The organism is Kitasatospora griseola, assembly GCF_014648555.1.
Lineage (GTDB): Bacteria > Actinomycetota > Actinomycetes > Streptomycetales > Streptomycetaceae > Kitasatospora > Kitasatospora griseola.
Map to the genome: position 1 here is coordinate 156384 of NZ_BMRI01000014.1, position 25595 is coordinate 181978.

The following is a 25595-nucleotide window of genomic DNA, read 5'->3' on the forward strand; positions in this document are numbered from 1 at the left end:
TGGCCGCCGTGGGCGGCCTCGACCGCCGCCGCGTCCAGTATCGGCGGGCGCACCATGTTCACCAGCACGCCGCCGACCGGCAGCCCGGCCTCGCGCAGGTCGGCGATCCCGTCCACCGTCTCCTGCACCGGCATCTCCTCCAGCAGCGTGGTGAAGTGCACCGCCGTCTCCGGGGAGCGCAGCACCCGCATCACGGCCTGCGCCTGGCTGTGGATCGGGCCGAACCTGGCCAGGCCGGCCACCTCGGAGTTGACGTTCAGGAAGCGGGTCAGCCGACCGGTCGGCGGGGCGTCCATCACCACCGCGTCGTACGCCCGCCGGCCGTCCGGGCCCTTGCGGCGGGCCGCCTCGCAGGCCTTGCCGGTGAGCAGCACGTCGCGCACGCCCGGGGCGATCGTGGTGGCGAAGTCCACGAAGCCGACCTTCTGCAGGGCCTTCCCCGCCCGGCCCAGCTTGTAGAACATCTCCAGGTACTCCAGCAGCGCCTGCTCGGTGTCGATGGCCAGCGCGTGCACCTCGCCGTGGCCCTTGCCGGGCAGCCCCAGCTGGGCCGGCGTCACGGTGGCCACCCGGCGCTCCTCGTACGGCAGCGCGGCGATCTGGAACAGCTCGGCGATGCCCTGCCGGCCCTCCACCTCGATCAGCAGGGTGCGGCCGCCGTCGGCGGCCAGCGCCAGCGCCAGCGCGGCGGCCAGCGTGGTCTTGCCGGTGCCGCCCTTGCCGCTGACCACGTGCAGCCTGACGCCCTCCCAGTCCGGCTCCCGTGGCGACCGGTCCGGATCCCGCGGCGACGCCTGCCCGGTCGGCCCCGCCGTACCGCTGCTGCCCGCCACGCCCGCTCTCCGTCCGTCGCCGCCTGCTTCTGCCGAGGGGGCCCAACGGGCATCCCTCACCGCGAGGGTAACGAGCGAGCGCTCCGGATGACGGGAGCATCCCGGCCACCCCGACGATTGACGGCCCCTTTGTGTCCCACCTCACACCGGCCGGGGCGGCTAGAGTCACCCCATGACCAAGTGGGAATACGCAACCGTGCCGCTGCTCGTGCACGCGACCAAGCAGATCCTCGACACCTGGGGCCAGGACGGCTGGGAGCTCGTCCAGGTCGTTCCCGGGCCGAACCCGGAGCAGCTGGTGGCGTACCTGAAGCGCGAGAAGGAGTAGTCATGGGCCAGGTAGAGCAGAAGCTCGCCGAGCTCGGGCTGACCCTGCCCGAGGTGGCGGCCCCGGTCGCCGCGTACGTCCCCGCGCTGCGCACCGGCCACTACGTGATGACCTCCGGGCAGCTGCCGATGGTCGGCGGCAAGCTCCAGCTGACCGGCAAGGTCGGCGCCGAGGTCACCGCCGAGGAGGCCAAGGACCTGGCCCGGATCTGCGCGCTGAACGCGCTGGCCGCGATCAAGTCCGTGATCGGTGACCTGGACAAGGTCGAGCAGGTCGTCAAGGTGGTCGGCTTCGTCGCCTCCGCCCCCGACTTCACCGGCCAGCCCGGCGTGGTCAACGGCACCAGCGAACTGCTGGGCGAGGTCTTCGGCGACAAGGGCGTGCACGCCCGCAGCGCCGTCGGCGTGGCCGTGCTGCCGCTGGACGCGCCGGTCGAGGTCGAGCTGATGGTCCGCTTCCGCGACTGACCGTGCGGTCGAGGGGCCCGCTGCCGCACCGCGGTGGCGGGCCCCTCGCATTCCGGGCCTGTCGGCCCGGGGCGACGGCGGTTAACATCCGTAAACATGCCCGAGATGCCGCCGTCCTGGCCTGCCCGAATCCGCGCCCTGGCCACCGGGGAACTCACCCCGGCCGCGCCCAAGGCCGCCGCCACCGTGGTGCTGCTGCGCGACGCCGACCCGGGCCCGGAGGCCTACCTGCTGCGCCGGCGCACCACGATGGCCTTCGCCGGCGGCATGTACGCCTACCCAGGCGGCGGCGTCGACCCGCGCGACCGCGAGGTGCGCCCGCCGTGGGCCGGCCCGTCGACCGCGGAGTGGGCCGAGCGCCTGGGCGTGGACGAGCCGACCGCCTGCGCGGTGGTCTGCGCCGCCGTCCGGGAGACCTTCGAGGAGGCCGGCGTGCTGCTGGCCGGCCCCGACGCCCGGACGCTGGTCGAACCCGGTGACTGGTCCGCCGAGCGGACCGCGCTGGAGTCGCACGAGCTGTCCCTGGCCGAGTTCCTGACCCGGCACCGACTCGTGCTGCGAAGCGATCTGCTGGCCGCCTGGGCGCGCTGGGTCACCCCCGAGTTCGAGGAACGCCGCTTCGACACCTGGTTCTTCGTCGCCGCCCTGCCGACCGGACAGGCCGCCGCGGACACCGTCGGCGAGGCCGACCGGGTCGCCTGGATGACGCCCGCCGACGCGGTGACCGGCTTCCACGAAGGCCGTTTCGGGATGATGCCGCCGACCGTCACGGTGCTGCGCGAACTGGCGCCGATGCGCGACGCCGCCGAGGCGCTGACCGCCGCCGCGGACCGCGACATCGCTCCCGTGCTGGGGCGGGCCGAGCTGGCCGGGGACCGTATGACGGTGCGCTGGCCCGGGTATGACGAACTGACTGTCGACGGCGTGTTCCCGGCGTGAGAACCTTCCCCCGGAAAGCTCGGCAGTCGCCGCGCCGACCAGTGCTTTTCCGTTGCGACAGCACCGCCCGTGCACACCCCGGAAGGAGACCCCCGATGACTCACAACGACGTGGCTCGCCGGACCTCGGCCATGCCCGCCCGCACCGTCACCCCCCGCGCCGCCGCCTGCGACACACCGGCGCCCGCGGCCGCCGCCGCCCGCCTGCTGGTCCGTGAGCTGCCTTCCCGGGCGCTGCTGCGGCCGCTGCCGCTGCGACGACTCGGCCGGGCCGAGGCGGACGCCGCGTGAGCGGTCTGCTTCCGGGCGACCCCGCCGACCACGTCGGCGGGGCCGCCACCCCGCGCGCCCAGTGCGTGCTCGCACCCAACCCGTCCCCGATGACGCTGGACGGCACCAACACCTGGCTGCTGTCCGAACCCGGCTCCGACCTGGCCGTGGTGATCGACCCCGGCCCGCTCGACGAGACCCACCTGCGACGGGTCGTCAGCACCGCCGAACAACAGGGCAAGCGCATCGCCCTCACCCTGCTCACCCACGGCCACGCCGACCACGCCGAAGGCGCCGCCAGGTTCGCCGAACTCACCGGCACCGCGGTACGCGCCCTCGACCCGGCGCTGCGACTCGGCGAAGAGGGCCTGCACGGCGGCCAGCGGCTGGAGATCGGCGGCCTCGACCTGCGGGTGGTCGCCACCCCCGGGCACACCTCCGACTCGCTGACCTTCCACCTGCCCGCCGACGGCGCGATCCTCACCGGCGACACCGTCCTCGGCCGCGGCACCACCATGGTCGCCCACCCCGACGGCCGCCTCGGCGACTACCTCGCCTCGCTGCGCCGCCTGCACGCGATGGCCGCCGAGCACGGCGTCCGCACCGTGCTGCCCGGCCACGGCCCGGTCCTCACGGACGCCCTCGGCGCCGTCGACTACTACCTCGCCCACCGGGCCGGCCGCCTCGCCCAGGTCGAGACCGCCGTCGAGGCCGGCTGCCGCACGGCGGCCGAGGTGGTCGCCCGGGTCTACGCGGACGTGGACCGCGCGCTGTGGCCTGCGGCGGAGCTGTCGGTGCGGGCGCAGCTCATGTACTTGGAGGAGCACGGGCTCATCTAGGCGTGCGGGACCAGAGAGCGCACAACCAGGGGCGCGGGGAACTGCGCGACAAGCGCAAGGCCCGTCCGCAAGGTCGCGATCAAGTGCAGGTCATTGTCCTGCGTCGCGATCTTGCCGACGGATGCGTTCCCCTTCGCGCAGTTCCCCGCGCCCCTGGTTGTGCGCTCCCTGTCTTCGCGCCCACCTGCTCACGTCAGCGTGAGCGGCGCGACAGCCGTTCGACGTCCAGCAGGACGACCGCGCGGGCCTCCAGCTTGAGCCAGCCGCGGCCGGCGAAGTCGGCGAGGGCCTTGTTGACCGTCTCGCGGGAGGCGCCGACCAGCTGGGCCAGCTCTTCCTGGGTGAGGTCGTGGGCGACGTGGATGCCCTCGTCGGACTGGACGCCGAAGCGGCGGGAGAGGTCGAGCAGGGCCTTGGCGACGCGGCCGGGCACGTCGGAGAAGACCAGGTCGGACATCACGTCGTTGGTGCGGCGCAGGCGGCGGGCGATCGCGCGCAGGAGGGCGATGGAGACCTCGGGGCGGGCGTGCAGCAGCGGGAGCAGGTCGCCGTGGCCGAGGCCGAGGAGCTTGACCTCGGTGAGGGCGGTGGCGGTGGCGGTGCGCGGGCCCGGGTCGAACAGCGAGAGTTCGCCGATCATCTCGGAGGGGCCGAGTACGGCGAGCATGTTCTCGCGGCCGTCGGGCGAAGCGCGGTGCAGCTTGACCTTGCCCTCGACGACGACGTACAGCCGGTCGCCCGGGTCGCCCTCGTGGAACAGCGACTCGCCACGGGCGAGCGTCACCTCGGTCATGGAAGCGCGGAGCTCGGCAGCCTGGTCGTCGTCGAGTGCCGCAAACAGCGCGGCGCGCCGCAGAACGTCGTCCACGAGCTTCCTCCTGCTGGTGTCATGGGCAGTGCTATTCACCACCAAGGATGACGCATGTCGCTCCGATCATATGAGGAGGGGGTGTGCCCGGGTGCGGCCTACGCGGCCATTCGCGCACTTCGGGTGACGGTCGCGACGGCTCCGACGGCGCTTGTCCGACGGCGGGTCAGCGGCCGAGCGTCTGGCGGCCGGGCGTCTGGCGGCCGAGCGCCTGGAGGGCGAACGCCCGGGTGCCGGCGACGTGGTGGCGGGCCAGTACGGCGGCGGCCTCCGGGTCGCGGGCCTTGATGGCGTCCAGCAGTTGCTGGTGCTCGGTGCACATGGGGGCGCTGGTCTCGGCGTCCGAGGTGAGGCGGAACAGGCGGCGCAGGCGGCCGTCGAGCGGGGCCATCATGTCGCGCAGCAGCGGGTTGCCGGAGAGGTCGACGATCGCGCGGTGGAAGTCGGCGTTCAGGTCGGCGCTCTCGCGCACCCGGCCGGCCTCGGCGGCCTTGCGGGTGCGGGCGAGCAGGCGCTCCAGGCCGCGGATGCCGGTGGCGGTGGCGTTCCGGGCGGCGAGGCTGGCGGCGAGGGCCTCCAGGGATTCGCGGACGGCGAAGAAGTGGTCGGCGTCGGCGGGCCCGAAATCGGCGACGAACGCGCCGCGGCGGGCCTGGACGGTGAGGAAGCCCTCGCGTTCCAGACGCTGCATGGCCTCCCGGACGGGGATCCGGGAAACGCCCAGGCCGTCGGCGAGTTCGCGTTCCACCAGGCGCTGCCCGGCGGGGTACTCGCCCTCGATGATCTGCTCGCGCAGCCGGAGGTAGACGAGGTCCGCCAGCGACTGGTGGGCGTCGCCGAGGGTGTCGGGCATCGGGGGCTCCAGGCAGAAGCGGGCGGACCGAGCGGTCTGAGGATCAGATCATTCCAGATCGCTTCGCGTCACCCCCTTGTTCGGTATTCGGTATACCAGATAGCTTGGCCGCCCAGCGGGTCCGCGCGGTGCCCCACGCCGCGCCCGTACCCCCATCCCGCCGAGCTTTCGCCGAGCCGAGGAGGCCCCCGTGGCGACCCGACCGACCCCAGGCCCGCAGCTGCTGCTGGACGCCACGCTGCCCGACGGCGCCCGCGCCGACCTGCGGATCGAGGACGGCCGGATCGCGGCCGTCACACCCGTGCCGCCCGGCCGGGAGCTTCCCGCCGCCGCCGGCCCCGGCGAGCGTCGGCTGAACGGCGCGCTGCTGCTGCCCGCGCTGGTGGACGGCCATGCCCACCTGGACAAGACCTTCCTCGGCGCGCCCTGGCAGCCGCACCGGGAGACCGCCGACCTGCGCGCCCAGATCGCCTCCGAGCGGCAGCAGCGCCGCGAGGTGGCCGACCTGCTGCCGGTGGCGGACCGGGCGGAGGCGCTGGCCCGCCGGATGGCGGCGCTCGGCACCGGCCACGTCCGCTCGCACGTGGACGTCGACCCGGACACCGGCCTCGACCACCTGTACGCGGTGCTGGAGGCCCGTGAGCGGGTGCGCGAGCTGATCGACGTGCAGCTGGTGGCGTTCCCGCAGAGCGGCGTGGTCGCCGAGCCCGGCGTGGCGCAGCTGCTCGACGCGGCGCTCCGGGAGGGCGCCGAACTGATCGGCGGGCTCGACCCGTTCGGGTTCGACGGCGACGTGGACGGCCAGCTGGACGTGGTCTTCGAGCTGGCGGAGCGGCACGGCGCGGGCGTCGACATCCACCTGCACGACGGCGGCGCGCCCGGCGCGGCGCAGCTGCGGGCGATCGCCGGGCGGACGGCCGCGCTGGGCCTGGGCGGCCGGGTCGCGGTCAGCCACGCGTACTGCCTCGGGCAGCTGGAGCCGCGCGAACTCGACGCCGTCGCCGCCGTGTTGACGGATGCCGGGGTGGCCGTGATGACCAACGGCCCGGCCCGGTCGATGCCGCCGGTCAAGCGCCTGCACGAGCGCGGGGTGCTGGTGTTCGCCGGCTCGGACAACATCCGCGACGCGTGGTGGCCGTACGGCACCGGCGACATGCTGGAGCGGGCCACGATCATCGGCCTGCAGGGCGACCTGATGACCGATCAGGACCTGCGCCTCGCCGCCGACCTGGCGACCGCGCACGCCGCCCGGGCGCTCGGGCTGGCCGAGTACGGGATAGCCGTCGGGGGACGTGCGGACCTGGTCGCGGTGGCCGCCCACTCGGTGCCGGAGGCGGTCGCGGCACACCCCGAACGGCTGCTGGTGCTGCACCGGGGCCACCCGGTGCTCGACCGGCTCGCCCCCTGACACACCCGAACTCCCCCCGTACCACCCCGTGTTCGGAAGGACCCCCACGCCATGACCACCGTTGCCACCCCCACCGGAAGACCGCCCGCCGAGCCCGCCGCCGAGACCTCCGGGCGACTCGCCAAGGGCCTGATCGGCACCACCGACCTGGTGTTCTTCGTGGTCGCCGCGGCCGCGCCGCTGACCGTGCTGGCCGGCATCGCGCCGTTCGCGATCGGCGTCGGCGGGGCGTCCGCGCCGGCCGCCTACCTGATCTCCGGCGCGCTGCTGGTGCTGTTCGCCGCCGGGTTCACCGCGATGAGCCGGTACGTGCGCAACGCGGGCGCGTTCTACGCGTACGTGGCGCGCGGGCTGGGGCGCACCCTCGGGGTGGTCACCGCCTATGTGGCGGTGGTCAGTTACAACCTGATCACCCCGGGTGTGGCAGCCGCGTTCGGCTACTTCGCGGCCGGGCACATCGAGCAGCGGACCGGCGCGCACGTGCCGTGGTGGCTGCTGTCCGGCGGCTGCGTGGCCGTGGTCGGCGTGCTCGGCTGGCTGAAGGTCACGCTGTCCGCGAAGGTGCTCGGGGTGGCGCTGGTGCTGGAGGTGCTGTCGCTGCTGTTGATGGAGGGCGGGGTGCTGGCCGACCGGGGGACGGCCGCGCTCGACCCGGTGTCCTTCGACCCGTCGCTGCTCACCCAGGCCGGGGTGGCCGGCATGTTCGTGCTGGTGATCGGCGCGTTCACCGGCTTCGAGGCGACCGCGATCTACGCCGAGGAGGTCCGCGACCCGGCCCGTACCGTGCCGCGGGCGACGTTCGTCGCGATCGGCTTCCTGGCGGTGTTCTACGCGCTGGGCACCTGGATCGTGATGGGCGCGTACGGCACCGACCAGGCCGTCGCGCAGGCCCGTGCGGACGGCGGGCCCGACCTGACGTTCCGGGCCGCCGAGCGGTTCGTCGGACTGTGGCTGTCCGACACCATGCACGTGCTGATCATCGTCTCGGCGTTCGCCTCCGCGCTGGCCTTCCACAACGCGGCCGCCCGCTACCTGTACGCGCTGGGCCGGGAGGGACTGCTGCCGCGCCGCCTGGGCCGGGTGTCGGGGCGCACCGGGTCGCCGGGGACGGCGGTGCTGGTGCAGTCGGGGTTCAACGTGCTGGTGGTGGGCCTGGGCGCGGTGCTCGCCGTCGACCCGTACCTGGTGGTGCTGCTCTGGTCGAACAGCGTCGGGGTGCTCGGCATCATGGCGATGCAGGGGCTGGCGGCGGTCGCGGTGTTCGCGTTCTTCCGCCGCGACCGGCGCGGGCTCTCCGCGTTCCGGGTGGTCTGGGCGCCGCTGCTGGCGGCCGCCGGACTGGGCGTGCTCACCGTGCTCGCGGTGCTCAACTTCGATCTGCTGACCGGCCGTTCGGGCCTGGTGAACTGGCTGCTGCTGGTCCCGATGCCGCTGGTCGGCGGGGCCGGCTGGCTGGTCGCCCGGCGGATCCGGCGCACCGACCCGGAGCGGTTCGCCCGGCTCACCGAGGTCGATGTCGAACGCGACTGAGCGGAACGCGAAGCGGCGGCGACGGCCCAGGACGGGCCGGCGCCGCCGCTTCGGCGTGCCTCAGCCGACGAGTGCGCCGTGCTCGGCGACCACCCGGCCGGCCTTCACCACCAGCTCGCGCTCCGGCAGGTCGACCACCACCTGCGGCGGGCACTCGCCGTCCACCAGCAGGAAGTCGGCGGGCGCGCCGGGCGTCAGGTCGGCCCTCGGCAGGCCGAGCAGGTCGGCGCCGCCGTGCGCGGCCAGCTCCAGGCAGTCGGTCAGCTCCTGGTCGGTGCGGGCGTCGGTGGTCCAGCCCAGCAGGTGCGCCCGGTGCAGCATGTCGGCGTTGCCGAACGGGCTCCACGAGTCCCGCACGCCGTCCGAGCCGAGGCCCACCCGCAGCCCGTGCGCCTGCAGCGCGCGGAACGGCAGCACCTGGTGCGCGGACGGGGCGACGGTGGTCAGCGCGATCCCGGCGCCCGCCAACAGCTCGGCCATGGCGGCGAGTTCGCCGGCCGGCAGCTCCGGCAGGCAGAACGCGTGGCTGACCGTCACCCGGCCCTGGAGGCCCGCCGCGACGGTGCGGGCGGCGATCGCCCGCAGCGGGCCGAGGCCGGTCGCGCCGCGGTCGTGCAGGTGGACGTCCAGCAGCACCCCGTACCGCTCGGCCAGGCCGAACAGCAGGTCGAGCTGCTCGCGGCCGTCCGCGCTGCCGCCGTCGAACCCGGCCGGGTCGATGCCGCCGACCGCGTCCACCAGGTGCTCGCGGGCCGCTGCGGTGAGCAGGTCGGCCGCACCCGGCGTGCGCACCACCCCGTGCTGCGGGAACGCCACCGACTGCACGTCGAGCTTCCCGGCGAGCCGGTCGGCGGCCTCCCGCAGGCCCGTCACGCCGGCCAGGCCGTACGCGGGCGCGACGTCGACGTGCGCGCGGACGGCGCGGGTGCCGCGGGTCACCGCGTGGGCCAGCAGGCGGTGGGCGCGCTCGCCGATCGGGCTGGTCTGGCGCCGGTACAGCTCGACGTCGCCCGCCACGTACTCCGGCAGGCTGCCCGCCGGGCGGCGGCTGTACCAGGGCTCGCCCCAGGCGGTCTTGTCCGGGTGGATGTGCGCGTCCACCAGCGTCGGCAGCGCGATCCGGCCGCCGCCCTCCACCACCGCCGGGCGGGCGTCGTCCGGCAGTTCGGCCACCAGGACGCCGTCCACGGCGGCCAGATCGGTGACCGGGCCGCCGAACGGGCGGACCTGGCGGAACAGCGTGGCGTGCATCGCTTCACTCCCGAGGAGGTGCTGAAAGGGTCTTCCGGGAGCAGTCGATCCGGTTTCACGGGTGCAGTCAACTCGGCCTGCTGGAAGGCGAGTTGACGATTCGGGCTGCCGTCGTGCCGATCGGCGGGGCGGTGACGGTCAGCACCGGGCACGGGGCGTGACTGCGGCAGTGCCGGGCGGTTCGGTCGCCGTGCGGGTGCGCCCGGCGGCGGTGCGGGGCGCCGAGCAGCAGCAGGTCGCCGGGGCCGCCGACCGCCGCGACCAGGGTCGGCCCGGGCAGGCCGGTGACCACGGTCGGGTGCACCAGGACGTCGCTCGGCCAGCCGCCGAGCGCGGCGTCGAAAGCGGCGTCCAGCAGCAGCCGGGCGGCCCGCTCGGGCACCCGGTCGGCCGGGCGGCGGGCGAGCACCGGGACCAGCACCGCGCCGCGCACCGAGGCCTCCTCTGCGGCCCGGCGCAGCGCGGCCAGGCTGTCCGGTGAACCGTCCACACCGACCACCACGCGGGTCTCGTCGCGTTCCATGGCCAGGCCTCCTCGCTCCCCCCACTCCAGTGAACGCCGGTCGCGGCGGCCCGCGCGTCAGGGCGGCGTAGGGAAGACGGCCGTGCGCGTCAGGGAGTCGTCAAGGGCGGCCGGGGACGGGGCCGGGACGCGATCTGCTGGGCCGTGCGGGCCGCACCTGGCCCGGGAGTTCCTGGACGGAGGACGCGTGATGGAGCAGCGGCCGCGCATCGTGGTCGGGGTCAGCGGATCGCTCGGCAGCCTGGCGGCCGTGCACCGCGCGGTGGCCGAGGCCCGGCGGCTGGGCGGCGAGGTGCTGGCCGTGCACGCCTGGGAGCCGCCGAGCGGCGAGTTCGGCCACCGCCGCTCGCCCTGCCCGCCGCTGCTGTCGGCGGTGCGCGAGCTGGCCGAGACCACGCTGGCGGAGGCGATGGCGGAGGCGTTCGGCGGCACCGACCCCGGCGTCCCCGTCACCGCCCGCCTCGTCCGGGGCCGCACCGCCCCGGCCCTGCTGGCCGCCGCCGACCGGCCCGGCGACCTGCTGGTCCTCGGCCCGTCCGGCTCCTGGCTGCACCGCGGCCTGCGCGGCTCGGTGCCCAGGGCGTGCCTGCGCCGGGCGGGCTGCCCGGTGCTGGTCGTGCCGCGCCCCGAACTCGCCACCGCCCTCGACGAGATGACCGGCCACCTGTTCGCCGCCCGCGCCCTGGACGCGGAACTGCGGAGCCTGGTGGCGGTGTCCGACGGTGCGTGACCGGCTGCCGGTCGCCCTGTCCGGCGCGACCGCGCTGCTGCTGGGCGCGGCGACCGCGCTGGTCCTCGCCCCGCTCGGCGAACTGCGCGGCGGCTGGTTCGCCCTCACCGCCTTCGCCGCCGGCTGCGCGGCCCTCGGCACCCGCTCCCGGCCGGCCGCCGCACCGTTCATCGGCCTGGCGGCGTGGCTGTTCCACAACGGCTTCGCGGAACACCGCTACGCCCAACTGGGCTGGGACGGGCCCGGGCACCTGGCGCTGTTCACCGCGTCGGCGCTGGTCGCCGCGCTGCCGTGGCGGCGCCTTCGGGTGCACGACTAGAGACGGCGGCGGCCTGGCTGTGGGGGCCCGGACGCCGCGAACCGGAACGGTCCGGGTGGTGCGTGGGGGCACCGCCCGGACCGTCTGTCTGCCGTTCCCGCTCCGGCCGTTCCACAATGGACGGTATGACTGCGCACGAGGACGGCCTGCCCGCGCTGGCCCGGCTGCTGGCCGGCGGCGGCGTGGCGGTGCTGAGCGGCGCCGGGCTGTCCACCGAGTCCGGCATCCCGGACTACCGCGGCCCGGACGGGATCCGCCGCCACCGGGCGCCGATGACGTACCAGGAGTTCCTGGCGGGGGAGCCGGCCCGCCGCCGCTACTGGGCGCGCAGCCACGCCGGGCGCGCCGTGATCGCCGGGGCCCGCCCGAACGCCGGCCACTTCGCGGTGGCCCGGCTGCGCGCCGCCGGCCGCCTCTCCGCCGTCATCACCCAGAACGTGGACGGCCTGCACCGCGCCGCGGGCACCGCCGACGCCGTCGAACTGCACGGCGGCCTGGACCGGGTGATCTGCCTGGGCTGCGCCGCCGTCAGCCCCCGCGCCGAACTCGACGAGCGCCTCGCCGCCCTCAACCCGGCCTTCCGGGACGCCGGTTCCCGCATCAACCCGGACGGCGACGTCGAACTCCCCGACGCCCTGGTGGCGTCCTTCACCGTCGCCGACTGCGCCCGCTGCGGCGGCATCCTCAAGCCCGACGTGGTGTTCTTCGGCGAGAGCGTCCCCAAGGACCGCGTCGAGCACTGCTACCGCCTGGTCGACCAGGCCCGCGCCCTGCTCGTCCTCGGCTCCTCCCTGGCCGTCATGTCCGGCCTGCGCTTCGTCCGCCACACCGCCAAGTCCGGCAAACCGGTCGCCATCGTCACCCGGGGCGCCACCCGCGCCGACGACCTCGCCACCCTCCGCCTCGACCGCCCCCTCGGCGAGACCCTGACGTCTCTGGCCACCGACCTCGGCGCCTAGCCGGGCTCACGCCCACGGCGGTGCGGTGAGTCGGCAGATAGCGACGAGTTCCAGGCGCGGCACGACGTCGTAGGTGAGCAGCCCGCGGGCGACATCGAAGCGGGCCGCTGCCCTCGTACGCGGTGCCGTCCAGGAACAGGGCCTCGGCGGCCCGGACGAGTTCGGCGGCACGGAGTTCGACGGCAGCGAGGAAGCCCGCAGGAAACCCACCGGCGGCGTGTTCGGCGTCAGGCGGATGCTCCCGACTTCAGCTCACCCGTTCACCGTCGCGAACGCGGCCCGGTACAGCTCCGCGACCGTGACGGCGTGGCGGCGGCACTCCTCGACGGTGGCCGCGTGGTTGGCGAGGTGGTTCGACCGGTGGTAGGCCCGGGCGGTCACCGGGAGACGTTCGATCTCCAGCACCGCGGCCCAGTGCGCGACGAAGGAGCGGATGGGCCGGACGCTGCCGGTGGTGATGGCTTCGGCCATGGCTCCGGTCCGGCCTTCGACCATCTCCGCGAGTCGATCGGGTGCGACCACGGTCAGGGCGGCTTTCAGCGCGGCCGGGGTCCTGTCCGGTCGGGGGATGAGCTCTGTCTCCTCGGATGCGGCCCGGCTCATGAACGGCTCCTCTCCTCCGATCCGAGGCTACCGGGCCGAGCCCACTCATCAGGGCCCGGAGGCGGGGCGTCAAGGAGGCGTCAAGGGTGGGGGACCACCCGTATGGGGGGCGTCAGGGAGCGTGAACGCGGGGGATTGCGCTGCTTGGCTCAGTGGGCCGGCGAAATACGCAGGCCGTTGTCCCGAGCCACCTTGGTGGATGCCATGTCGGATCTGATCTATGTCGGTGTCACGGTCGCCGTGTTCGCCGTCATCGCCCTGATCGCGCGGGGGGTGGAGAAGCTGTGACCGCGGAGAACATCGTCGGTCTCATCGTCGCCGCCGCGCTGGTCGGCTACCTCGTTCTCGCGTTGATCCACCCGGAGAAGTTCTGACATGAGTGCCACTCTTGCCGGCTGGCTCCAGGCGATCGCCCTGGTCGGCGCGCTGGCCCTGTGCTACCGGCCGCTGGGCGACTACATCGCCGGGCTGCTGACGTCCGCGAAACACCTGAGAGCCGAGAGGGCCCTGTACCGACTGGTCGGCGTCGATGGCGACGCCGACCAGCGTTGGCCGGTGTACCTGCGGTCGGTGCTGGCGTTCTCGATGCTGTCGGTGCTGTTCCTGTACGGGCTGATCCGGCTGCAGACGCATCTGCTGCTGAGTCTGGGCGTGCCCGAGATGGAGGCGCACCAGGCGTGGAACACCGCGATCTCGTTCACCGCCAACACCAACTGGCAGTCCTACAGCGGTGAGTCCGCGATGGGCCACCTGGTGCAGATGGCGGGTCTGGCGGTGCAGAACTTCGTCTCCGCGGCCGTCGGCATCGCCGTGGTGGCGGCGCTGATCCGCGGGTTCACCCGCAACCGCACCGACCGGGTCGGCAACTTCTGGGTGGACCTGACCCGGATCTCGCTGCGCCTGCTGCTGCCCATCGCGATCCTGTTCGCGCTGGTGCTGGCCGCGAACGGCGTGGTGCAGAACTTCCACGGGTTCCACGAGGTGACCACCCTGACGGGCGGTCAGCAGGCGATCCCCGGCGGGCCGGTGGCCTCGCAGGAGGTCATCAAGCTGCTCGGCACCAACGGCGGCGGCTTCTACAACGCCAACTCGGCGCACCCGTTCGAGAACCCGACCGGCTTCACCAACCTGGTGGAGGTATTCCTGCTGCTGGTGATCGCGTTCTCGCTGCCGCGCACCTTCGGGAAGATGGTCGGCGACCACCGGCAGGGCTACGCGATCGTCTCGGTGATGGGCCTGTTCTGGGTGGCCTCGGCCGCGCTGATCACCTTCTTCGAGCACCAGCACGCCGCCAGCGCCCTGCAGGCGGCCGGCGCGGCGATGGAGGGCAAGGAGCAGCGGCTCGGCATCGCCGGCTCCAGCCTGTTCGCGGCGTCCACCACGCTCACCTCGACGGGCGCGGTGAACTCCTTCCACGACTCGTACTCGCCGTTCGGCGGCGGTCTGACGATCTTCAACATGATGCTCGGCGAGATCGCGCCCGGCGGTACCGGCTCCGGCCTGTACGGCATGCTGATCCTGGCGATCGTCGCGGTGTTCGTCGCCGGTCTGATGGTCGGCCGCACCCCGGAGTACCTGGGCAAGAAGCTCGGCGGCCGGGAGATGAAGTTCGCCTCGCTGTACATCCTCACCACCCCGACTCTCGTGCTGATCGGCGCCGGCACGGCGATCGCCCTGCCCGGCGAGCGCGCCGGGATGCTCAACTCCGGGGCGCACGGCTTCTCCGAGGTGCTGTACGCGTTCACCTCGGCCGCGAACAACAACGGTTCGGCGTTCGGCGGCATCACCGTGAACACCGCCTGGTACGACACGGCGCTGGGCCTGGCGATGGTGTTCGGCCGGTTCCTGCCGATGGTGTTCGTGCTGGCGCTGGCCGGCTCGCTGGCCCGGCAGCAGCCCGTCCCGGCGAGCGCGGGCACGCTGCCCACCCACAAGCCGCTGTTCGTCGGACTGCTCTCCGGGGTGGTGCTGATCGTCGTCGGCCTCACCTACTTCCCGGCCCTGGCCCTCGGGCCGATCGCAGAAGGTCTCCGCTGATGTCCACCACGCTTGAACCCGCACCGCACCGGGCCGCGGCCGGCCTGCTCGACCCGAAGCTGCTGCTCGCCTCGCTGCCCGACGCGGTGAAGAAGCTCGACCCCCGGGTGATGGTGAAGAACCCGGTGATGTTCGTGGTCGAGGTCGGCTCGGTGGTCACCACCGTCGCCGCGATCGCCGACCCGTCGGTGTTCGCCTGGGCGATCACCGCCTGGCTCTGGCTGACCACGGTGTTCGCCAACCTGGCCGAGGCGGTCGCCGAGGGCCGCGGCAAGGCGCAGGCCGACACGCTGCGCAAGGCCAAGACCGAGTCCGTCGCCCGCCGTCTGGTCGACTGGCCCGCCTCGCAGGCCGAGGAGGAGGTGCCGGGCACCTCGCTGCGGCTGGGCGACCACGTGGTGGTCGAGGCCGGGGAGGTCGTTCCCGGTGACGGCGACGTCGTCCAGGGCGTGGCGTCCGTCGACGAGTCGGCGATCACCGGCGAGTCCGCACCGGTGATCCGGGAGTCCGGCGGCGACCGGTCCGCGGTGACCGGCGGCACCAAGGTGCTGTCCGACCGGATCGTGGTGAGGATCAGCTCCGAGCCGGGCAAGACCTTCATCGACCGGATGATCGCCCTGGTGGAGGGCGCGGCCCGGCAGAAGACGCCGAACGAGATCGCGCTGAACATCCTGCTGGCCTCGCTGACCATCGTCTTCCTGATCGCGGTGGTCACCCTGCAGCCGATGGCGACCTACGCGGGCGCCCCGCAGCCCACCGTGGTGCTGGTGGCGCTGATCGTGGCGCTGATCCCGACCACCATCGGCGCGCTGCTCTCGGCGATCGGCATCGCCGGCATGGACCGGCTGGTGCAGCGCAACGTGCTGGCGATGTCGGGCCGGGCCGTGGAGGCCGCCGGCGACGTCAACACCCTGCTGCTCGACAAGACCGGCACCATCACCCTCGGCAACCGGCAGGCCGCCGAGTTCCAGCCCGCCGCGGGCGTCACCGTCGAGGAGCTGGCGGACGCCGCGCAGCTGTCCTCGCTGGCCGACGAGACCCCCGAGGGCCGCTCGATCGTGGTGCTCGCCAAGACCGGGTACGGCCTGCGGGCCCGCGCCCAGGGCGAGTTGGCGCACGCCGAGTGGGTGCCGTTCACCGCGCAGACCCGGATGTCGGGCGTGGACCTTCACGAAGGCGCCGGCAAGCAGGTCCGCAAGGGCGCGGCCGGCTCCGTCTCCAACTGGGTGACGGGCAACGGCGGTTCGGTCGGCGCCGATGTCGCGCAGCTGGTCGACGGGATCTCCGCGGCCGGCGGCACGCCGCTGGTGGTGGCGGAGAAGGACGGTGCGAAGGCGCCGCGCGTCCTGGGTGTGATCTACCTGAAGGACGTGGTGAAGGAGGGCATGCGGGAGCGGTTCGCGGAGCTGCGCCGGATGGGCATCAAGACCGTGATGATCACCGGCGACAACCCGCTGACCGCACGGGCGATCGCCGAGGAGGCGGGCGTCGACGACTTCCTCGCCGAGGCCACGCCCGAGGACAAGATGGCCCTGATCCGCAAGGAGCAGGAGGGCGGGAAGCTGGTCGCGATGACCGGCGACGGCACCAACGACGCTCCGGCGCTCGCCCAGGCCGACGTCGGCGTGGCGATGAACACCGGCACCATGGCGGCCAAGGAGGCCGGCAACATGGTGGACCTGGACTCCAACCCGACCAAGCTGATCGAGATCGTCGAGATCGGCAAGCAACTGCTGATCACCCGCGGCGCGTTGACGACCTTCTCGATCGCCAACGACGTGGCCAAGTACTTCGCGATCATCCCGGCGATGTTCGCCGGCGTGTACCCGGGCCTCAGCCACCTGAACATCATGGGCCTGCACAGCCCGACCTCCGCGATCACCTCGGCGATCATCTTCAACGCCCTGGTCATCGTCGGCCTCATCCCGCTGGCCCTGCGCGGCGTCAAGTACCGCCCGTCCGACGCCAGTTCGCTGCTCTCCCGGAACATCGGGATCTACGGCCTGGGCGGCCTGGTGGTGCCGTTCGTCGGCATCAAGCTCATCGACCTGATCGTGCAGTTCGTCCCCGGCCTCAACTGACCCGAGAGGAGAACGAGACATGCCCACCTTTCTGCGCACCCACCTCACCGCGCTGCGGATGCTGCTGGTGATGACCGTGATCCTCGGCATCGCCTACCCGCTGCTGGTCACCGGCATCAGCCAACTCGCCTTCCCCGCCAAGGCCAACGGCTCCGTCGTCGAGCGCGACGGCAAGGAGATCGGCTCCGGCCTGCTCGGCCAGAGCTTCGACCTGCCGAAGCAGAACCCCGACGACCCGGACGAGCAGGCGCAGCCCGACCCGAAGTGGTTCCAGCCCCGCCCGTCGGCCGGCGGCTACGACCCGAAGTCGTCCGGCGCCTCCAACCTCGGCCCGAACAGCGAGGACCTGCTGAAGGCCGTCGAGGAGCGCCGCGCCGCCGTCGCCGCGTTCGACGGCGTCGACCCGGCGAGCGTCCCGCCGGACGCGCTGACGGCCTCCGGCTCCGGGCTCGACCCGCAGATCTCCGTGGCCTACGCCAAGGAGCAGGTGCAGCGGGTCGCCAAGGCCCGCGGCGTCCCCGCCGAGCGGCTCGACCAGCTGATCGCCCAGTACACCGACGGCCGCTCGCTCGGCTTCCTCGGCCAGCCCGGCGTCAACGTGGTACTGCTCAACCGTGCGGTCGCCGACCTGACGTGACGATGCGTCAATTACCGAAGCAGGCCGACCCGGGCGCTCCCCCGCCCGGGTCGGCCGGCCGCGTCCCCGAACCCCTCCAGCCCACCACCGTGAGACGAGCCGCCATGCCAGCCGACCCCGGACAGGCCCTCCGAGCGCAGCCGCCAGGCCACCGGCGGGGCCGGCTGCGGGTCTACCTGGGCGCGGCCCCCGGCGTGGGCAAGACCTACCGGATGCTCGACGAGGCGCACCGCCGGCAGGAGCGCGGCACCGACGTGGTGGTCGGCTTCCTGGAGACCCACAACCGGCCGCGCACCGCCCGGCTGCTCGACGGCCTGGAGCAACTCCCGCGCACCGTGCGGCGCTACCGCGACACCGAGTTCGCCGAACTCGACCTGGACGCGCTGCTGGCCCGCCGCCCCGAACTCGCCCTGGTCGACGAACTCGCCCACACCAACATCCCCGGCGGCCGGCACGCCAAGCGCTGGCAGGACGTCGAGGAACTGCTCGCCGCCGGCATCGACGTGGTCACCACCGTCAACATCCAGCACCTGGAGTCGCTCAACGACGTGGTGCAGAAGATCACCGGCGTGCCGCAGCGCGAGACCGTCCCCGACGAGGTGGTGCGCCGCGCCGACCAGATCGAACTCGTCGACATGGCCCCGCAGGCGCTGCGCCGCCGGCTCGCGCACGGCAACGTCTACCAGGCCGAGAAGGTCGACGCCGCGCTCGCCAACTACTTCCGGGTCGGCAACCTCACCGCGCTGCGCGAACTCGCGCTGCTCTGGCTGGCCGGGCGGGTCGACGAAGGGCTGCGCGACTACCGGGCCGTGCACAACATCGACCGGGTGTGGGAGACCCGCGAACGCGTGGTCGTCGCCCTCACCGGCGGACCGGAGGGCCCGACCCTGATCCGGCGCGCCGCCCGGATCTGCGACCGCACCGCCGGCGGGGAGCTGATCGCCGTGCACGTCACCCGCAGCGACGGCCTGGCCGGCGCCTCGCCCGGCCGGCTCGCCGAGCAGCGCAGCCTGGTCGAGTCGCTCGGCGGCAGCTACCACGTGGTGGTCGGCGACGACATCCCCGAGACGCTGCTGACCTTCGCCCGCGCCCGCGACGCCACCCAGCTGGTCCTCGGCACCAGCCGGCGCGGCCGCACCACCCGCTTCCTCACCGGCCCCGGCATCGGCGAGACCACCGTCGACCGCTCCGAGGACATCGACGTCCACATGGTCACCCACGCGTTCACCGGCCGCGGCCGGCTCCCCTCGCTGGGCCGCCGGCACTCCCGTCGCCGCACCCTCGCCGGGTACGCCGCCGGACTCGCCGTCCCCTGGGCGCTGACCGCCGTGCTCTCCCAGGCGCACACCGCGCTGAACCTCACCACCGACGCGCTGATCTTCCAACTCGGCGTCGTCGGCGTCGCGTTGCTCGGCGGTGCGATGTCCGCCCTGCTGGCCTCGCTGGTCGCCTCGCTGCTGCTGAACTACTACTTCATCCCGCCGGTGCACACCTTCACCATCAACGAGGCCAACAACTTCATCGCGCTCGCCGTGTTCGCCGCCGTCGCGCTGTGCGTGTCCACCGTCGTCGACCACTCCGCCCGGCAGACCGCCCGGGCCGCCCGCGCCACCGCCGAGGCCGAGACCCTCTCCACCCTGGCCGGCTCGGTGCTGCGCGGCGCCGACGCCGTCCCCGCCCTGCTGGAACGCACCCGCACCTCCTTCGGGCTGGACACCGCCGCGCTGCTCGACCCCGCGAGCGGCGAGGTGCTCGCCCGCACCGACACCCCGGCCGCTGCCGAGGAACACCCCGAGGTCACCGAACTGCCGGTCGGCGCCGACGCGTTGCTGGTGCTCACCGGACGCCGGCTGCCCGACACCGACCACCGGGTGCTGGCCGCGTTCGCCGCCCACCTGGCCGCCGCCCTGGAACGCGACCGCCTGGCCACCGTCGCCGCCGAGGTCGAACCGATCCGGGCCGCCGACCGGATGCGCACCGCGCTGCTCGCCGCCGTCAGCCACGACCTGCGCACCCCGCTCGCCACCGCGCTCGCCTCGGTCGGCTCGCTGCGCAGCCCCGACGTCGACTTCTCCGCCGCCGACCGGGCCGAACTGCTCGCCCTCGCCGACGAATCGCTGGTCGAACTCACCCGGCTGGTCGACAACCTGCTCGACCTGAGCCGCCTGCAGGCCGGGGCGCTCACCCTGCACCTGCAACCCACCCACCTGGACGAGATCCTGCCGCGCGCCCTCGACTCGCTGCCCGACCCCGACGCGCCCGTCCAGCCGCTCGACCTCGACACCGCCCCGCCCGTCCTCGCCGACCCGCCGCTGCTGGAACGCGTCCTCGCCAACGTCGTCACCAACGCGCTGCGGCACAATGCGCCCGGCGCACCCGTCCTGGTCACCGCCTCCGCGCACGCCGACCGGGTGGAGATCCGGATCGTCGACCGGGGACCCGGCATCCCGCCCGAGGACCGCGACCGGGTCTTCCTGCCGTTCCAGCGTCTCGGCGACACCGACAACACCACCGGCCTCGGCCTCGGCCTCGCGCTCTCCCGCGGCCTCGCCGAAGCCATGGGCGGCAGCCTCGACGTCGAGGACACCCCCGGCGGCGGCGCCACCATGCTGCTCACCCTGCCCGCCGCCACCGCCCACGAGGGAACCTGATGACCCGTGTCCTGGCCGTCGACGACGAACCCCGCCTGCTGCGCACCCTGCGCCTCAACCTGCTGGCCCGCCAGTACGCGGCGCTCACCGCCGGCACCGCCCGGCAGGCCCTGCAGCTGGCCGAGCAGACCCCGCCCGACGCCGTCCTGCTCGACCTGGGCCTGCCCGACCAGGACGGCATGGACGTGCTGCGCGCGCTGCGCCGGCACAGCGCCGCACCGATCATCGTGCTGTCCGGCCGCACCGACCCCGCCGACCGGATCCACGCCCTCGACGGCGGCGCCGACGACTACCTCACCAAACCCTTCGTCATGGACGAACTCTTCGCCCGGCTGCGCGCCGTCCTGCGCCGCCCCGCACCCGCCGCCGCCCCGCCGCTCGCCCGGATCGGCGACCACACCGTGGACGCGGCCGCCGCCCGCGCCACCGGACCGGACGGCCCCGTCCGGCTCACCCCCATCGAATGGCAGCTGCTCTCCGTGCTGCTCGCCGCCCCCGGCCGGCTGGTCGGCCGCCGGCAACTCCTCACCGCCGTCTGGGGACCCGGCCACGACCACCACAGCAACTACCTGCGGGTCCACTTCGCGGCCCTGCGCCGCAAACTCGAACGCGACCCGCACCGGCCCCGCCACCTGGTCACCGAACCCGGCCTCGGCTACCGCTACCTGCCCTGACGGACCGTCAACAGCGCTGTGGCAGAATCCGCCGGGTGACCATCCGGGTGCTGCTCGCCGACGACCAGGAGATGGTGCGACGGGGCCTGCGTCGCATCCTCGAAACCCAACCGGACCTCCAGGTGGTCGGCGAGGCCGCCGACGGCGTCGCCACCGTCGAGGCCGCCCGCGCGCTGCGCCCGGACGTCGCCCTGGTCGACGTCCGGATGCCCCGGATGGACGGCCTGGAAGTCGTCCGGCAGCTCTGCGGGCCCACCGCCGACCCGCAGGTCAAGGTGGTCGTGGTGACCACCTTCGACCTCGACGAGTACGTGTACCCGGCGCTGCGCGGCGGCGCCTCCGGCTTCCTGCTCAAGCGTTCCGGGCCGGCCCTGCTGATCGAGGCCGTCCGCGCCGCGATGGCCGGCGACAGCCTGATCAGCCCGTCCGTCACCGTCCGGCTGCTCCAGCACGTCACCGGCCGCCGCCCCGACACCGCGCCGCTCGCCGAACCGCTCACCGGCCGCGAGCAGGAGATCACCCGCGAGGTCGCCGCGGGCCGCACCAACGCCGACATCGCCGCCGTCCTGTTCATCTCGCCCGGCACCGTGAAGACCCACGTCGCGCACATCCAGCGCAAGCTCGGCGTCCGCAACCGGGTCGGCATCGCCATGCGCGCCTTCGAACTGGGCTACCTCACCGACCTGCCCGCATGACCGCCCGCCGCGCCCTCACCGCCGCGGCGGCCGCGCTGCTGCTGCTGCTGCTGCCCGCGGCGCTCGGCCCGTGGACGGCCTGGTTCCCCGCTGTCGCCGCCGCCCTGGCGCTCGCCCTTGCCGTGCTCCGCCCGCCGCCCGCGCCGACCGCCGTCGCCGCCGCACTGGTCTCGCTCGCCGTCGACGCCGGCCTCCCGGGCGACCACGGCCTGGCGCTGCTCTGGATGCCCGTCGAGTTCGCCGCCCTGCTGACGCTGCTGGTGCGCTCGGTGCGGCGGCTGACGGAGCGCCGGGCCTGGACGGTCGGCGCGCTCACCGCCACCACCGCCCTGGCACTGCCGCTGCGCTTCGCACTGCGCCAGCCGCACCCGGCGGACGCCTCGGTGGCCGGCCTGCTGCTCGCCGCCGTCCCCGTCGCCGCCGCCCTCGGCGCTGCCCTCCACCTGCGCGGCCAGGACGCCCGCCGAACCCGCGCCGTCCGCGACGCCCGCCGCGAACAGCGCCTCGCCGTCGCCCGCGACCTGCACGACTACGTGGCCCACGAGCTCACCGGCATCCTGCTGGAGGTGCAGGCCGCCCAGGTCGGCGGCTACGACCAGGAGGAGAACGCCCGGCTGCTGACCCGCCTGGAAGCCGCCGGGCAGCGCGCCCTCGTCTCCATGGACCAGACCCTCGACACCCTGCGCGCCCCTGATGGCGCCGACCCGCGCCGCCACACCCTCGCCGAACTGCCCGCCCTGCTCGACCGCTTCCCCGACCGCCCGGCCCTGCGCGGCGCCGCCGAGCTGCCCGCGCTGTCGCCCGCCGTCGAGGATGCCGCCTACCGGGTCGCGCTGGAGGCCCTCACCAACATCCGCCGCCACGCGCCCGCCGCCGACCGGATCGCCGTCGCCCTCGCCCACCGCCCCGGCGCCGGACTGACCGTCACCGTCACCGACAGCGGCCCCGCCCACCCCCGCGCCCGCTCCCGCCCCGGCGGCGGCACCGGCCTGGCCGCGCTGCGCACCCGGATCGCCGACCTCGGCGGCGAGCTCACGGCCGGCCCGCACGGCGCCGGCTGGCAGGTCGCGGCGACCCTGCCCACCGGCGGCTGAACGCGCCGACAGCCTGAACGCACCGGCGGCTGAACGCACCGACGGCGCGCGGCACGGAGCCGCGCGCCGTCAGGTCGCGCTGTACCAGCGGGAGTCCTATTCCTCGACCGGGGTGCCGTCGGCGGCGATCCGGGTGAAGCCGAGGTACTTGTGCAGCGCCTTCGGCAGCAGCACCGAACCGTCGGCCTGCTGGTGCTGCTCCAGCACGGCCGCGATGGTGCGGCCCAGCGGCAGACCCGAACCGTTCACGGTCGCGGCCGGGGTCGGCTTCCCGTTCTCGTCCCGGGTGCGGATGCCGGCCCGGCGGCCCTGGAAGGTGCCGAAGTCCGACACCGAGGAGATCTCCCGGTAGGTGTCCTGGCTGGGCAGCCACACCTCCAGGTCGTACGTCAGCTGTGCCGAGAAGCCGGTGTCGCCGGCTGCCAGCATGACCACCCGGTAGGAGAGTTCCAGCTCCTTCAGGCAGGCCTCGGCGTGCGACACCATCAGCAGCATCTGCTCCCGGGACTGCTCCGGGGCGCAGATCCGCACCATCTCCACCTTCGAGAACTGGTGCAGCCGGATCAGCCCGCGGGTGTCCCGCCCGTACGAGCCGGCCTCCGAACGGAAGCACGGGGTGTGCGCGGTGAGCGCCAGCGGCAGCTCGGCCGGCGGGACGATCTCGTCCGCGTACAGGTTGGTCAGCGGCACCTCGGCGGTCGGGATCAGGAACAGGTCCCGGTCGGCGACACCCGTCCGGAACAGGTCCTCCTCGAACTTCGGCAGCTGCCCGGTGCCGGTCATGGTGCGCCGGTTCACCAGGTACGGCACCGCGTGCTCGACGTAGCCGTGCCGGCGGGTGTGCAGGTCCAGCAGCAGCGCGGCGATCGCCCGCTCCAGCGCCGCACCGGTGCCGCGCAGCACGCTGAACCGCGAACCCGACAGCTTGGTGGCCCGGCCGAAGTCCATGATGCCCATGGTCTCGCCCAGGTCGACGTGGTCCTTGGGCGTGAAGTCGAACGACGGCGGCTCGCCGACCCGGCGCACCTCCAGGGCGTCCTCGTCCGAGAAGCCGTCCGGGGACTCGTCGGACGGCAGGTTCGGGATCGTCAGCAGCAGGTCCGTCAGCTCCTGCTGGACCTTCTCCAGCTCGCCCTCGTTCTGCTGCACCTGCTCCTTCAGCGAACGGGCGCTCTCCTTCAGCTCGGAGACGTCCCCGCCCTGCTTCGCCGTCCGCTGCACCTCCTGTGCGACCTGCTTCGAGCGGGCCCGCAGCTCGTCGCCGGCCTGGATGCCCGCGTTGCGCCGGGACTGCAGGGCCTCCAGTGCGGACAGGTCGAGGCGGTGGCCGCGGCGTGCGAGCCGCCGGACGGCTTCGTCCCCCAGGTCGATCAGGGCGCGGGCATCATGCATCGGAGTCTGCTCCTCGGGACAGCCAGATCGGAGTCCCGACGGTAGCAGGGGCGCGGATCGCGTCGTAGTGCCTTTCTCCGCCATTGCGTCCCATGTCAGCCCCAGGTCAGCCCGTGGTCATGAACTCCGTGAGGACCGGGGCCAGCACCTCCGGCGCCACCTCGTGGGTCTGCCCCTCCAGGGTGCGGTACTCGGCGTTCGCGGCGGCCGCGGCCTCCCGGGCCGCGGCCCGCAGCGACTCCGGGCTGAGGCCGCCGTCCAGCACCAGCACCGGAACGGTCAGCGCGGCCAGCCGCTCGGCCGGCACCGGCGCGCCCACCTCGCCGTCCAGCACCTCGGTGTCGGTGGCCAGCGTCGGCGCGACCGACTCGAACACCGGCCAGACGGGCGACTGGCGCATCCCGTCGATCATCGGCTCGGGCATGCCGACGAACGCCATGAAGCGGGCGACCGCCGCGGCCCGGTCGTCGGCGGCGATGTCCTGCGTCACGCCCGTCCGGTAGTCGACGAACCGGGCCAGCTGCTCCTCGGTGGTGCTGAACGGCGGCTCGTACACGGCGACCCGCTCGACGCCGATGCCCGCACCGGCCGCCCGCAGCGCGAGCGCCCCGCCGGAGGACAGGCCGAACAGGGCCGCGGAGCCGCCGGCCGCCGCGACGAGCGCCGCCAGGTCCTCGATCTCCCGCTCCAGGGCGTACCCGTCGAGCGGGCCGCTCTCGCCGCGGCCGCGCCGGTCGTAGCTGAACACCCGGTGGCCGTCGGCCAGTCGGGCGGCGATCCCGGCGGACGGGCCGAACGCGCGGTGGCAGAGCGCCCCGTCCACGATCACCACGGCGGGGCCCTCGCCCACCGCCTGGTAGGCGATCCGGGTGCCGTCGGCGGAGGTCACGAACTCGGTCATGGTCGAACTCCTGGGTGCGATGCGGATGCGGGTGCGGTGCGGTCAGCGGGCGGCGGCGGCGAGCGTGTGGGCGACCAGCGCGTTGGCGTGGCCGTGGCCCAGACCGTGCTCGGTCTTCAGCCAGGCGACCAGCTCCATGTGCTTGGTCAGCGGCGAGCTGCGGATCAGCTCCTGCCAGTGGGCGATCGGGTGCCCGTACTTCTGCTCGATCGAGGGGAAGTAGCTGGCCGGTCCCTTGACGCTCATCCCGGGTTCCTCCACGTTCCGTTGCGCTGCTGTCGTGCCGTCACAGGTATGGACGAGCGGCCCCGGCGGAACTCATCGGTCCCCGCGAAAGTTTTTTCGCGTCACTTCGCCAACATCGGACGCAGCCCGCTCGGGCCGCCTACGGTCGGGTCATGGCATGGATCGACGACAGCACGATCGAGCGCGCCGCCGGCTACCTGTGGACCTCGGGCCGGGTCCTGGAACAGCGGCGCTTCACCCACCTGTTCGACGCCCCCGACCCGGCGGGCGTCCTCGCCGCCCTGGACGCCCACCGCACCCCGGACGGCGGCTGGGCGTACGGCCTCGAACCCGACGTCCGCGGCCCGGCCGCCCAACCGCTGGCCGCCGGAGCCGCCGCCCGCATCCTCGGCGAGGCCGGCGCGCTGACCGGCCCGCGCGGCCGCGAACTCTGCGACTGGGCCGCCACCTTGACCACCCCGGACGGCG

Annotated in this window: 28 protein-coding genes and 1 pseudogene; 20 read left to right on the forward strand and 9 right to left on the reverse strand. The window is 73.9% G+C overall.

Annotation, left to right across the window (positions count from 1 at the left end; translation table 11 throughout):
* The coding region (locus IEZ12_RS19930) for an ArsA-related P-loop ATPase (RefSeq protein ID WP_229847717.1) at positions 1–737 on the reverse strand (737 nt) is incomplete at its 3' end.
* 268 nt (positions 738–1005) lie between these two features.
* On the opposite strand from IEZ12_RS19930, the gene sp36 reads away from it, so the two are divergent.
* From sp36 to IEZ12_RS19955, 5 genes are all read left to right on the forward strand, one after another.
* On the forward strand, positions 1006–1161 hold the full coding sequence (gene sp36 / locus IEZ12_RS19935) for a Sp36 family protein (RefSeq protein WP_152645221.1): 156 nt from the start codon (positions 1006–1008) through the stop codon (positions 1159–1161).
* 2 nt (positions 1162–1163) lie between these two features.
* Positions 1164–1628, forward strand: coding sequence for a RidA family protein (locus IEZ12_RS19940; RefSeq protein ID WP_043915102.1), 465 nt, complete (start codon positions 1164–1166; stop codon positions 1626–1628).
* A gap of 96 nt (positions 1629–1724) precedes the next feature.
* Positions 1725–2567, forward strand: a complete 843-nt coding sequence (locus IEZ12_RS19945) for an NUDIX hydrolase (protein WP_189273244.1) — start codon at positions 1725–1727, stop codon at positions 2565–2567.
* 95 nt (positions 2568–2662) lie between these two features.
* Complete coding sequence (locus tag IEZ12_RS19950) at positions 2663–2857, forward strand: hypothetical protein (RefSeq protein ID WP_043915101.1); 195 nt, start codon at positions 2663–2665, stop codon at positions 2855–2857.
* Positions 2854–3675 (forward strand): MBL fold metallo-hydrolase, encoded by an 822-nt coding sequence (locus IEZ12_RS19955; RefSeq protein WP_189273246.1) that lies wholly within the window; start codon positions 2854–2856, stop codon positions 3673–3675. Before IEZ12_RS19950 ends, IEZ12_RS19955 begins: the two co-directional genes overlap by 4 nt.
* Positions 3676–3868: 193 nt before the next feature.
* On the opposite strand, the gene IEZ12_RS19960 is transcribed toward IEZ12_RS19955, so the two are convergent.
* The gene (locus tag IEZ12_RS19960; RefSeq protein ID WP_014136744.1) at positions 3869–4543 is read right to left on the reverse strand and encodes a Crp/Fnr family transcriptional regulator; all 675 of its coding nucleotides are present in this window, start codon (positions 4541–4543) and stop codon (positions 3869–3871) included.
* Positions 4544–4709: 166 nt separating this feature from the next.
* Positions 4710–5396: a GntR family transcriptional regulator gene (locus IEZ12_RS19965; RefSeq protein ID WP_189273249.1), complete on the reverse strand. Its 687-nt coding sequence runs from the start codon at positions 5394–5396 to the stop codon at positions 4710–4712.
* 190 nt (positions 5397–5586) lie between these two features.
* On the opposite strand from IEZ12_RS19965, the gene IEZ12_RS19970 reads away from it, so the two are divergent.
* On the forward strand, positions 5587–6804 hold the full coding sequence (locus IEZ12_RS19970; RefSeq protein WP_189273250.1) for an amidohydrolase family protein: 1218 nt from the start codon (positions 5587–5589) through the stop codon (positions 6802–6804).
* 51 nt (positions 6805–6855) lie between these two features.
* A complete protein-coding gene (locus tag IEZ12_RS19975) occupies positions 6856–8334 on the forward strand; it encodes an APC family permease (RefSeq protein WP_189273252.1) in 1479 nt (492 codons plus the stop codon).
* A gap of 60 nt (positions 8335–8394) precedes the next feature.
* Here IEZ12_RS19975 and IEZ12_RS19980 read toward each other — a convergent pair whose 3' ends face one another.
* A complete protein-coding gene (locus tag IEZ12_RS19980) occupies positions 8395–9585 on the reverse strand; it encodes an amidohydrolase (RefSeq protein WP_189273254.1) in 1191 nt (396 codons plus the stop codon).
* Between the two features lie 67 nt (positions 9586–9652).
* Positions 9653–10108 (reverse strand): universal stress protein, encoded by a 456-nt coding sequence (locus tag IEZ12_RS19985; RefSeq protein WP_189273256.1) that lies wholly within the window; start codon positions 10106–10108, stop codon positions 9653–9655.
* Positions 10109–10298: 190 nt separating this feature from the next.
* Here IEZ12_RS19985 and IEZ12_RS19990 point away from each other — a divergent pair, with 190 nt between their 5' ends.
* The 3 genes from IEZ12_RS19990 to IEZ12_RS20000 all read left to right on the forward strand — a co-directional run bounded on the left by IEZ12_RS19990 (position 10299) and on the right by IEZ12_RS20000 (position 12116).
* A complete protein-coding gene (locus IEZ12_RS19990) occupies positions 10299–10838 on the forward strand; it encodes a universal stress protein (RefSeq protein WP_100588154.1) in 540 nt (179 codons plus the stop codon).
* Complete coding sequence (locus tag IEZ12_RS19995; RefSeq protein WP_189273258.1) at positions 10831–11157, forward strand: hypothetical protein; 327 nt, start codon at positions 10831–10833, stop codon at positions 11155–11157. Before IEZ12_RS19990 ends, IEZ12_RS19995 begins: the two co-directional genes overlap by 8 nt.
* Positions 11158–11273: 116 nt before the next feature.
* Positions 11274–12116 (forward strand): NAD-dependent protein deacetylase, encoded by an 843-nt coding sequence (locus IEZ12_RS20000; RefSeq protein WP_189273260.1) that lies wholly within the window; start codon positions 11274–11276, stop codon positions 12114–12116.
* Positions 12117–12368: 252 nt separating this feature from the next.
* Here the strand turns inward: IEZ12_RS20000 and IEZ12_RS20005 are convergent, their stop codons facing one another.
* Entirely contained in the window at positions 12369–12719 is a 351-nt protein-coding gene (locus tag IEZ12_RS20005) for a hypothetical protein (RefSeq protein WP_189273262.1), read from the reverse strand.
* A 144-nt stretch (positions 12720–12863) separates the two neighbouring features.
* Here IEZ12_RS20005 and IEZ12_RS20010 point away from each other — a divergent pair, with 144 nt between their 5' ends.
* The 9 genes from IEZ12_RS20010 (at position 12864) to IEZ12_RS40115 (ending at position 22588) form a co-directional block, all read left to right on the forward strand.
* Positions 12864–13007 carry a hypothetical protein gene (locus IEZ12_RS20010; protein ID WP_157815694.1) on the forward strand — a complete coding sequence of 48 codons (144 nt, stop codon included), beginning with the start codon at positions 12864–12866 and terminating at the stop codon, positions 13005–13007.
* Entirely contained in the window at positions 13004–13093 is a 90-nt protein-coding gene (kdpF, locus tag IEZ12_RS20015; protein ID WP_043915087.1) for a K(+)-transporting ATPase subunit F, read from the forward strand. The genes IEZ12_RS20010 and kdpF overlap by 4 nt, the downstream gene beginning before the upstream one ends.
* 1 nt (position 13094) lies before the next feature.
* Positions 13095–14756, forward strand: a complete 1662-nt coding sequence (gene kdpA, locus IEZ12_RS20020; protein WP_189273264.1) for a potassium-transporting ATPase subunit KdpA — start codon at positions 13095–13097, stop codon at positions 14754–14756.
* Positions 14756–16837, forward strand: coding sequence for a potassium-transporting ATPase subunit KdpB (gene kdpB / locus IEZ12_RS20025; RefSeq protein WP_043915083.1), 2082 nt, complete (start codon positions 14756–14758; stop codon positions 16835–16837). The genes kdpA and kdpB overlap by 1 nt, the downstream gene beginning before the upstream one ends.
* 19 nt (positions 16838–16856) lie before the next feature.
* Positions 16857–17474, forward strand: a complete 618-nt coding sequence (gene kdpC, locus IEZ12_RS20030) for a K(+)-transporting ATPase subunit C (RefSeq protein WP_189273266.1) — start codon at positions 16857–16859, stop codon at positions 17472–17474.
* 104 nt (positions 17475–17578) lie between these two features.
* Positions 17579–20125, forward strand: a complete 2547-nt coding sequence (locus tag IEZ12_RS20035) for a sensor histidine kinase (protein ID WP_189273268.1) — start codon at positions 17579–17581, stop codon at positions 20123–20125.
* Positions 20125–20799: a response regulator gene (locus IEZ12_RS20040; RefSeq protein WP_189273269.1), complete on the forward strand. Its 675-nt coding sequence runs from the start codon at positions 20125–20127 to the stop codon at positions 20797–20799. The genes IEZ12_RS20035 and IEZ12_RS20040 overlap by 1 nt, the downstream gene beginning before the upstream one ends.
* Before the next feature lie 35 nt (positions 20800–20834).
* The gene (locus tag IEZ12_RS20045) at positions 20835–21494 is read left to right on the forward strand and encodes a response regulator (RefSeq protein ID WP_189273271.1); all 660 of its coding nucleotides are present in this window, start codon (positions 20835–20837) and stop codon (positions 21492–21494) included.
* A complete protein-coding gene (locus tag IEZ12_RS40115; RefSeq protein ID WP_189273273.1) occupies positions 21491–22588 on the forward strand; it encodes a sensor histidine kinase in 1098 nt (365 codons plus the stop codon). The genes IEZ12_RS20045 and IEZ12_RS40115 overlap by 4 nt, the downstream gene beginning before the upstream one ends.
* A gap of 96 nt (positions 22589–22684) precedes the next feature.
* On the opposite strand, the gene serS is transcribed toward IEZ12_RS40115, so the two are convergent.
* The 3 genes from serS to IEZ12_RS20065 all read right to left on the reverse strand — a co-directional run bounded on the left by serS (position 22685) and on the right by IEZ12_RS20065 (position 25127).
* Positions 22685–23980, reverse strand: coding sequence for a serine--tRNA ligase (gene serS, locus IEZ12_RS20055; protein WP_189273275.1), 1296 nt, complete (start codon positions 23978–23980; stop codon positions 22685–22687).
* A 106-nt stretch (positions 23981–24086) separates the two neighbouring features.
* Positions 24087–24881, reverse strand: a complete 795-nt coding sequence (locus IEZ12_RS20060) for an alpha/beta fold hydrolase (protein ID WP_189273277.1) — start codon at positions 24879–24881, stop codon at positions 24087–24089.
* Between the two features lie 42 nt (positions 24882–24923).
* Entirely contained in the window at positions 24924–25127 is a 204-nt protein-coding gene (locus tag IEZ12_RS20065) for a DUF4287 domain-containing protein (protein WP_189273279.1), read from the reverse strand.
* A 152-nt stretch (positions 25128–25279) separates the two neighbouring features.
* Between IEZ12_RS20065 and IEZ12_RS38760 the strand changes: the two are divergent.
* Positions 25280–25595 (forward strand): annotated as a pseudogene (locus IEZ12_RS38760) (hypothetical protein); the annotation flags it as partial.

Coding starts and splice junctions, on each gene's coding strand:
- sp36 (WP_152645221.1), top strand. CDS start 1,006: ATGACCAAGTGGGAATACGCAACCGTGCCGCTGCTCGTGCACGCGACC.
- IEZ12_RS19940 (WP_043915102.1), top strand. CDS start 1,164: ATGGGCCAGGTAGAGCAGAAGCTCGCCGAGCTCGGGCTGACCCTGCCC.
- IEZ12_RS19945 (WP_189273244.1), top strand. CDS start 1,725: ATGCCCGAGATGCCGCCGTCCTGGCCTGCCCGAATCCGCGCCCTGGCC.
- IEZ12_RS19950 (WP_043915101.1), top strand. CDS start 2,663: ATGACTCACAACGACGTGGCTCGCCGGACCTCGGCCATGCCCGCCCGC.
- IEZ12_RS19965 (WP_189273249.1), bottom strand. CDS start 5,396: ATGCCCGACACCCTCGGCGACGCCCACCAGTCGCTGGCGGACCTCGTC.
- IEZ12_RS19975 (WP_189273252.1), top strand. CDS start 6,856: ATGACCACCGTTGCCACCCCCACCGGAAGACCGCCCGCCGAGCCCGCC.
- IEZ12_RS19980 (WP_189273254.1), bottom strand. CDS start 9,585: ATGCACGCCACGCTGTTCCGCCAGGTCCGCCCGTTCGGCGGCCCGGTC.
- IEZ12_RS19985 (WP_189273256.1), bottom strand. CDS start 10,108: ATGGAACGCGACGAGACCCGCGTGGTGGTCGGTGTGGACGGTTCACCG.
- IEZ12_RS19990 (WP_100588154.1), top strand. CDS start 10,299: ATGGAGCAGCGGCCGCGCATCGTGGTCGGGGTCAGCGGATCGCTCGGC.
- IEZ12_RS20000 (WP_189273260.1), top strand. CDS start 11,274: ATGGACGGTATGACTGCGCACGAGGACGGCCTGCCCGCGCTGGCCCGG.
- IEZ12_RS20005 (WP_189273262.1), bottom strand. CDS start 12,719: ATGAGCCGGGCCGCATCCGAGGAGACAGAGCTCATCCCCCGACCGGAC.
- kdpA (WP_189273264.1), top strand. CDS start 13,095: ATGAGTGCCACTCTTGCCGGCTGGCTCCAGGCGATCGCCCTGGTCGGC.
- kdpB (WP_043915083.1), top strand. CDS start 14,756: ATGTCCACCACGCTTGAACCCGCACCGCACCGGGCCGCGGCCGGCCTG.
- kdpC (WP_189273266.1), top strand. CDS start 16,857: ATGCCCACCTTTCTGCGCACCCACCTCACCGCGCTGCGGATGCTGCTG.
- IEZ12_RS20035 (WP_189273268.1), top strand. CDS start 17,579: ATGCCAGCCGACCCCGGACAGGCCCTCCGAGCGCAGCCGCCAGGCCAC.
- IEZ12_RS20040 (WP_189273269.1), top strand. CDS start 20,125: ATGACCCGTGTCCTGGCCGTCGACGACGAACCCCGCCTGCTGCGCACC.
- IEZ12_RS40115 (WP_189273273.1), top strand. CDS start 21,491: ATGACCGCCCGCCGCGCCCTCACCGCCGCGGCGGCCGCGCTGCTGCTG.
- serS (WP_189273275.1), bottom strand. CDS start 23,980: ATGCATGATGCCCGCGCCCTGATCGACCTGGGGGACGAAGCCGTCCGG.
- IEZ12_RS20060 (WP_189273277.1), bottom strand. CDS start 24,881: ATGACCGAGTTCGTGACCTCCGCCGACGGCACCCGGATCGCCTACCAG.
- IEZ12_RS20065 (WP_189273279.1), bottom strand. CDS start 25,127: ATGAGCGTCAAGGGACCGGCCAGCTACTTCCCCTCGATCGAGCAGAAG.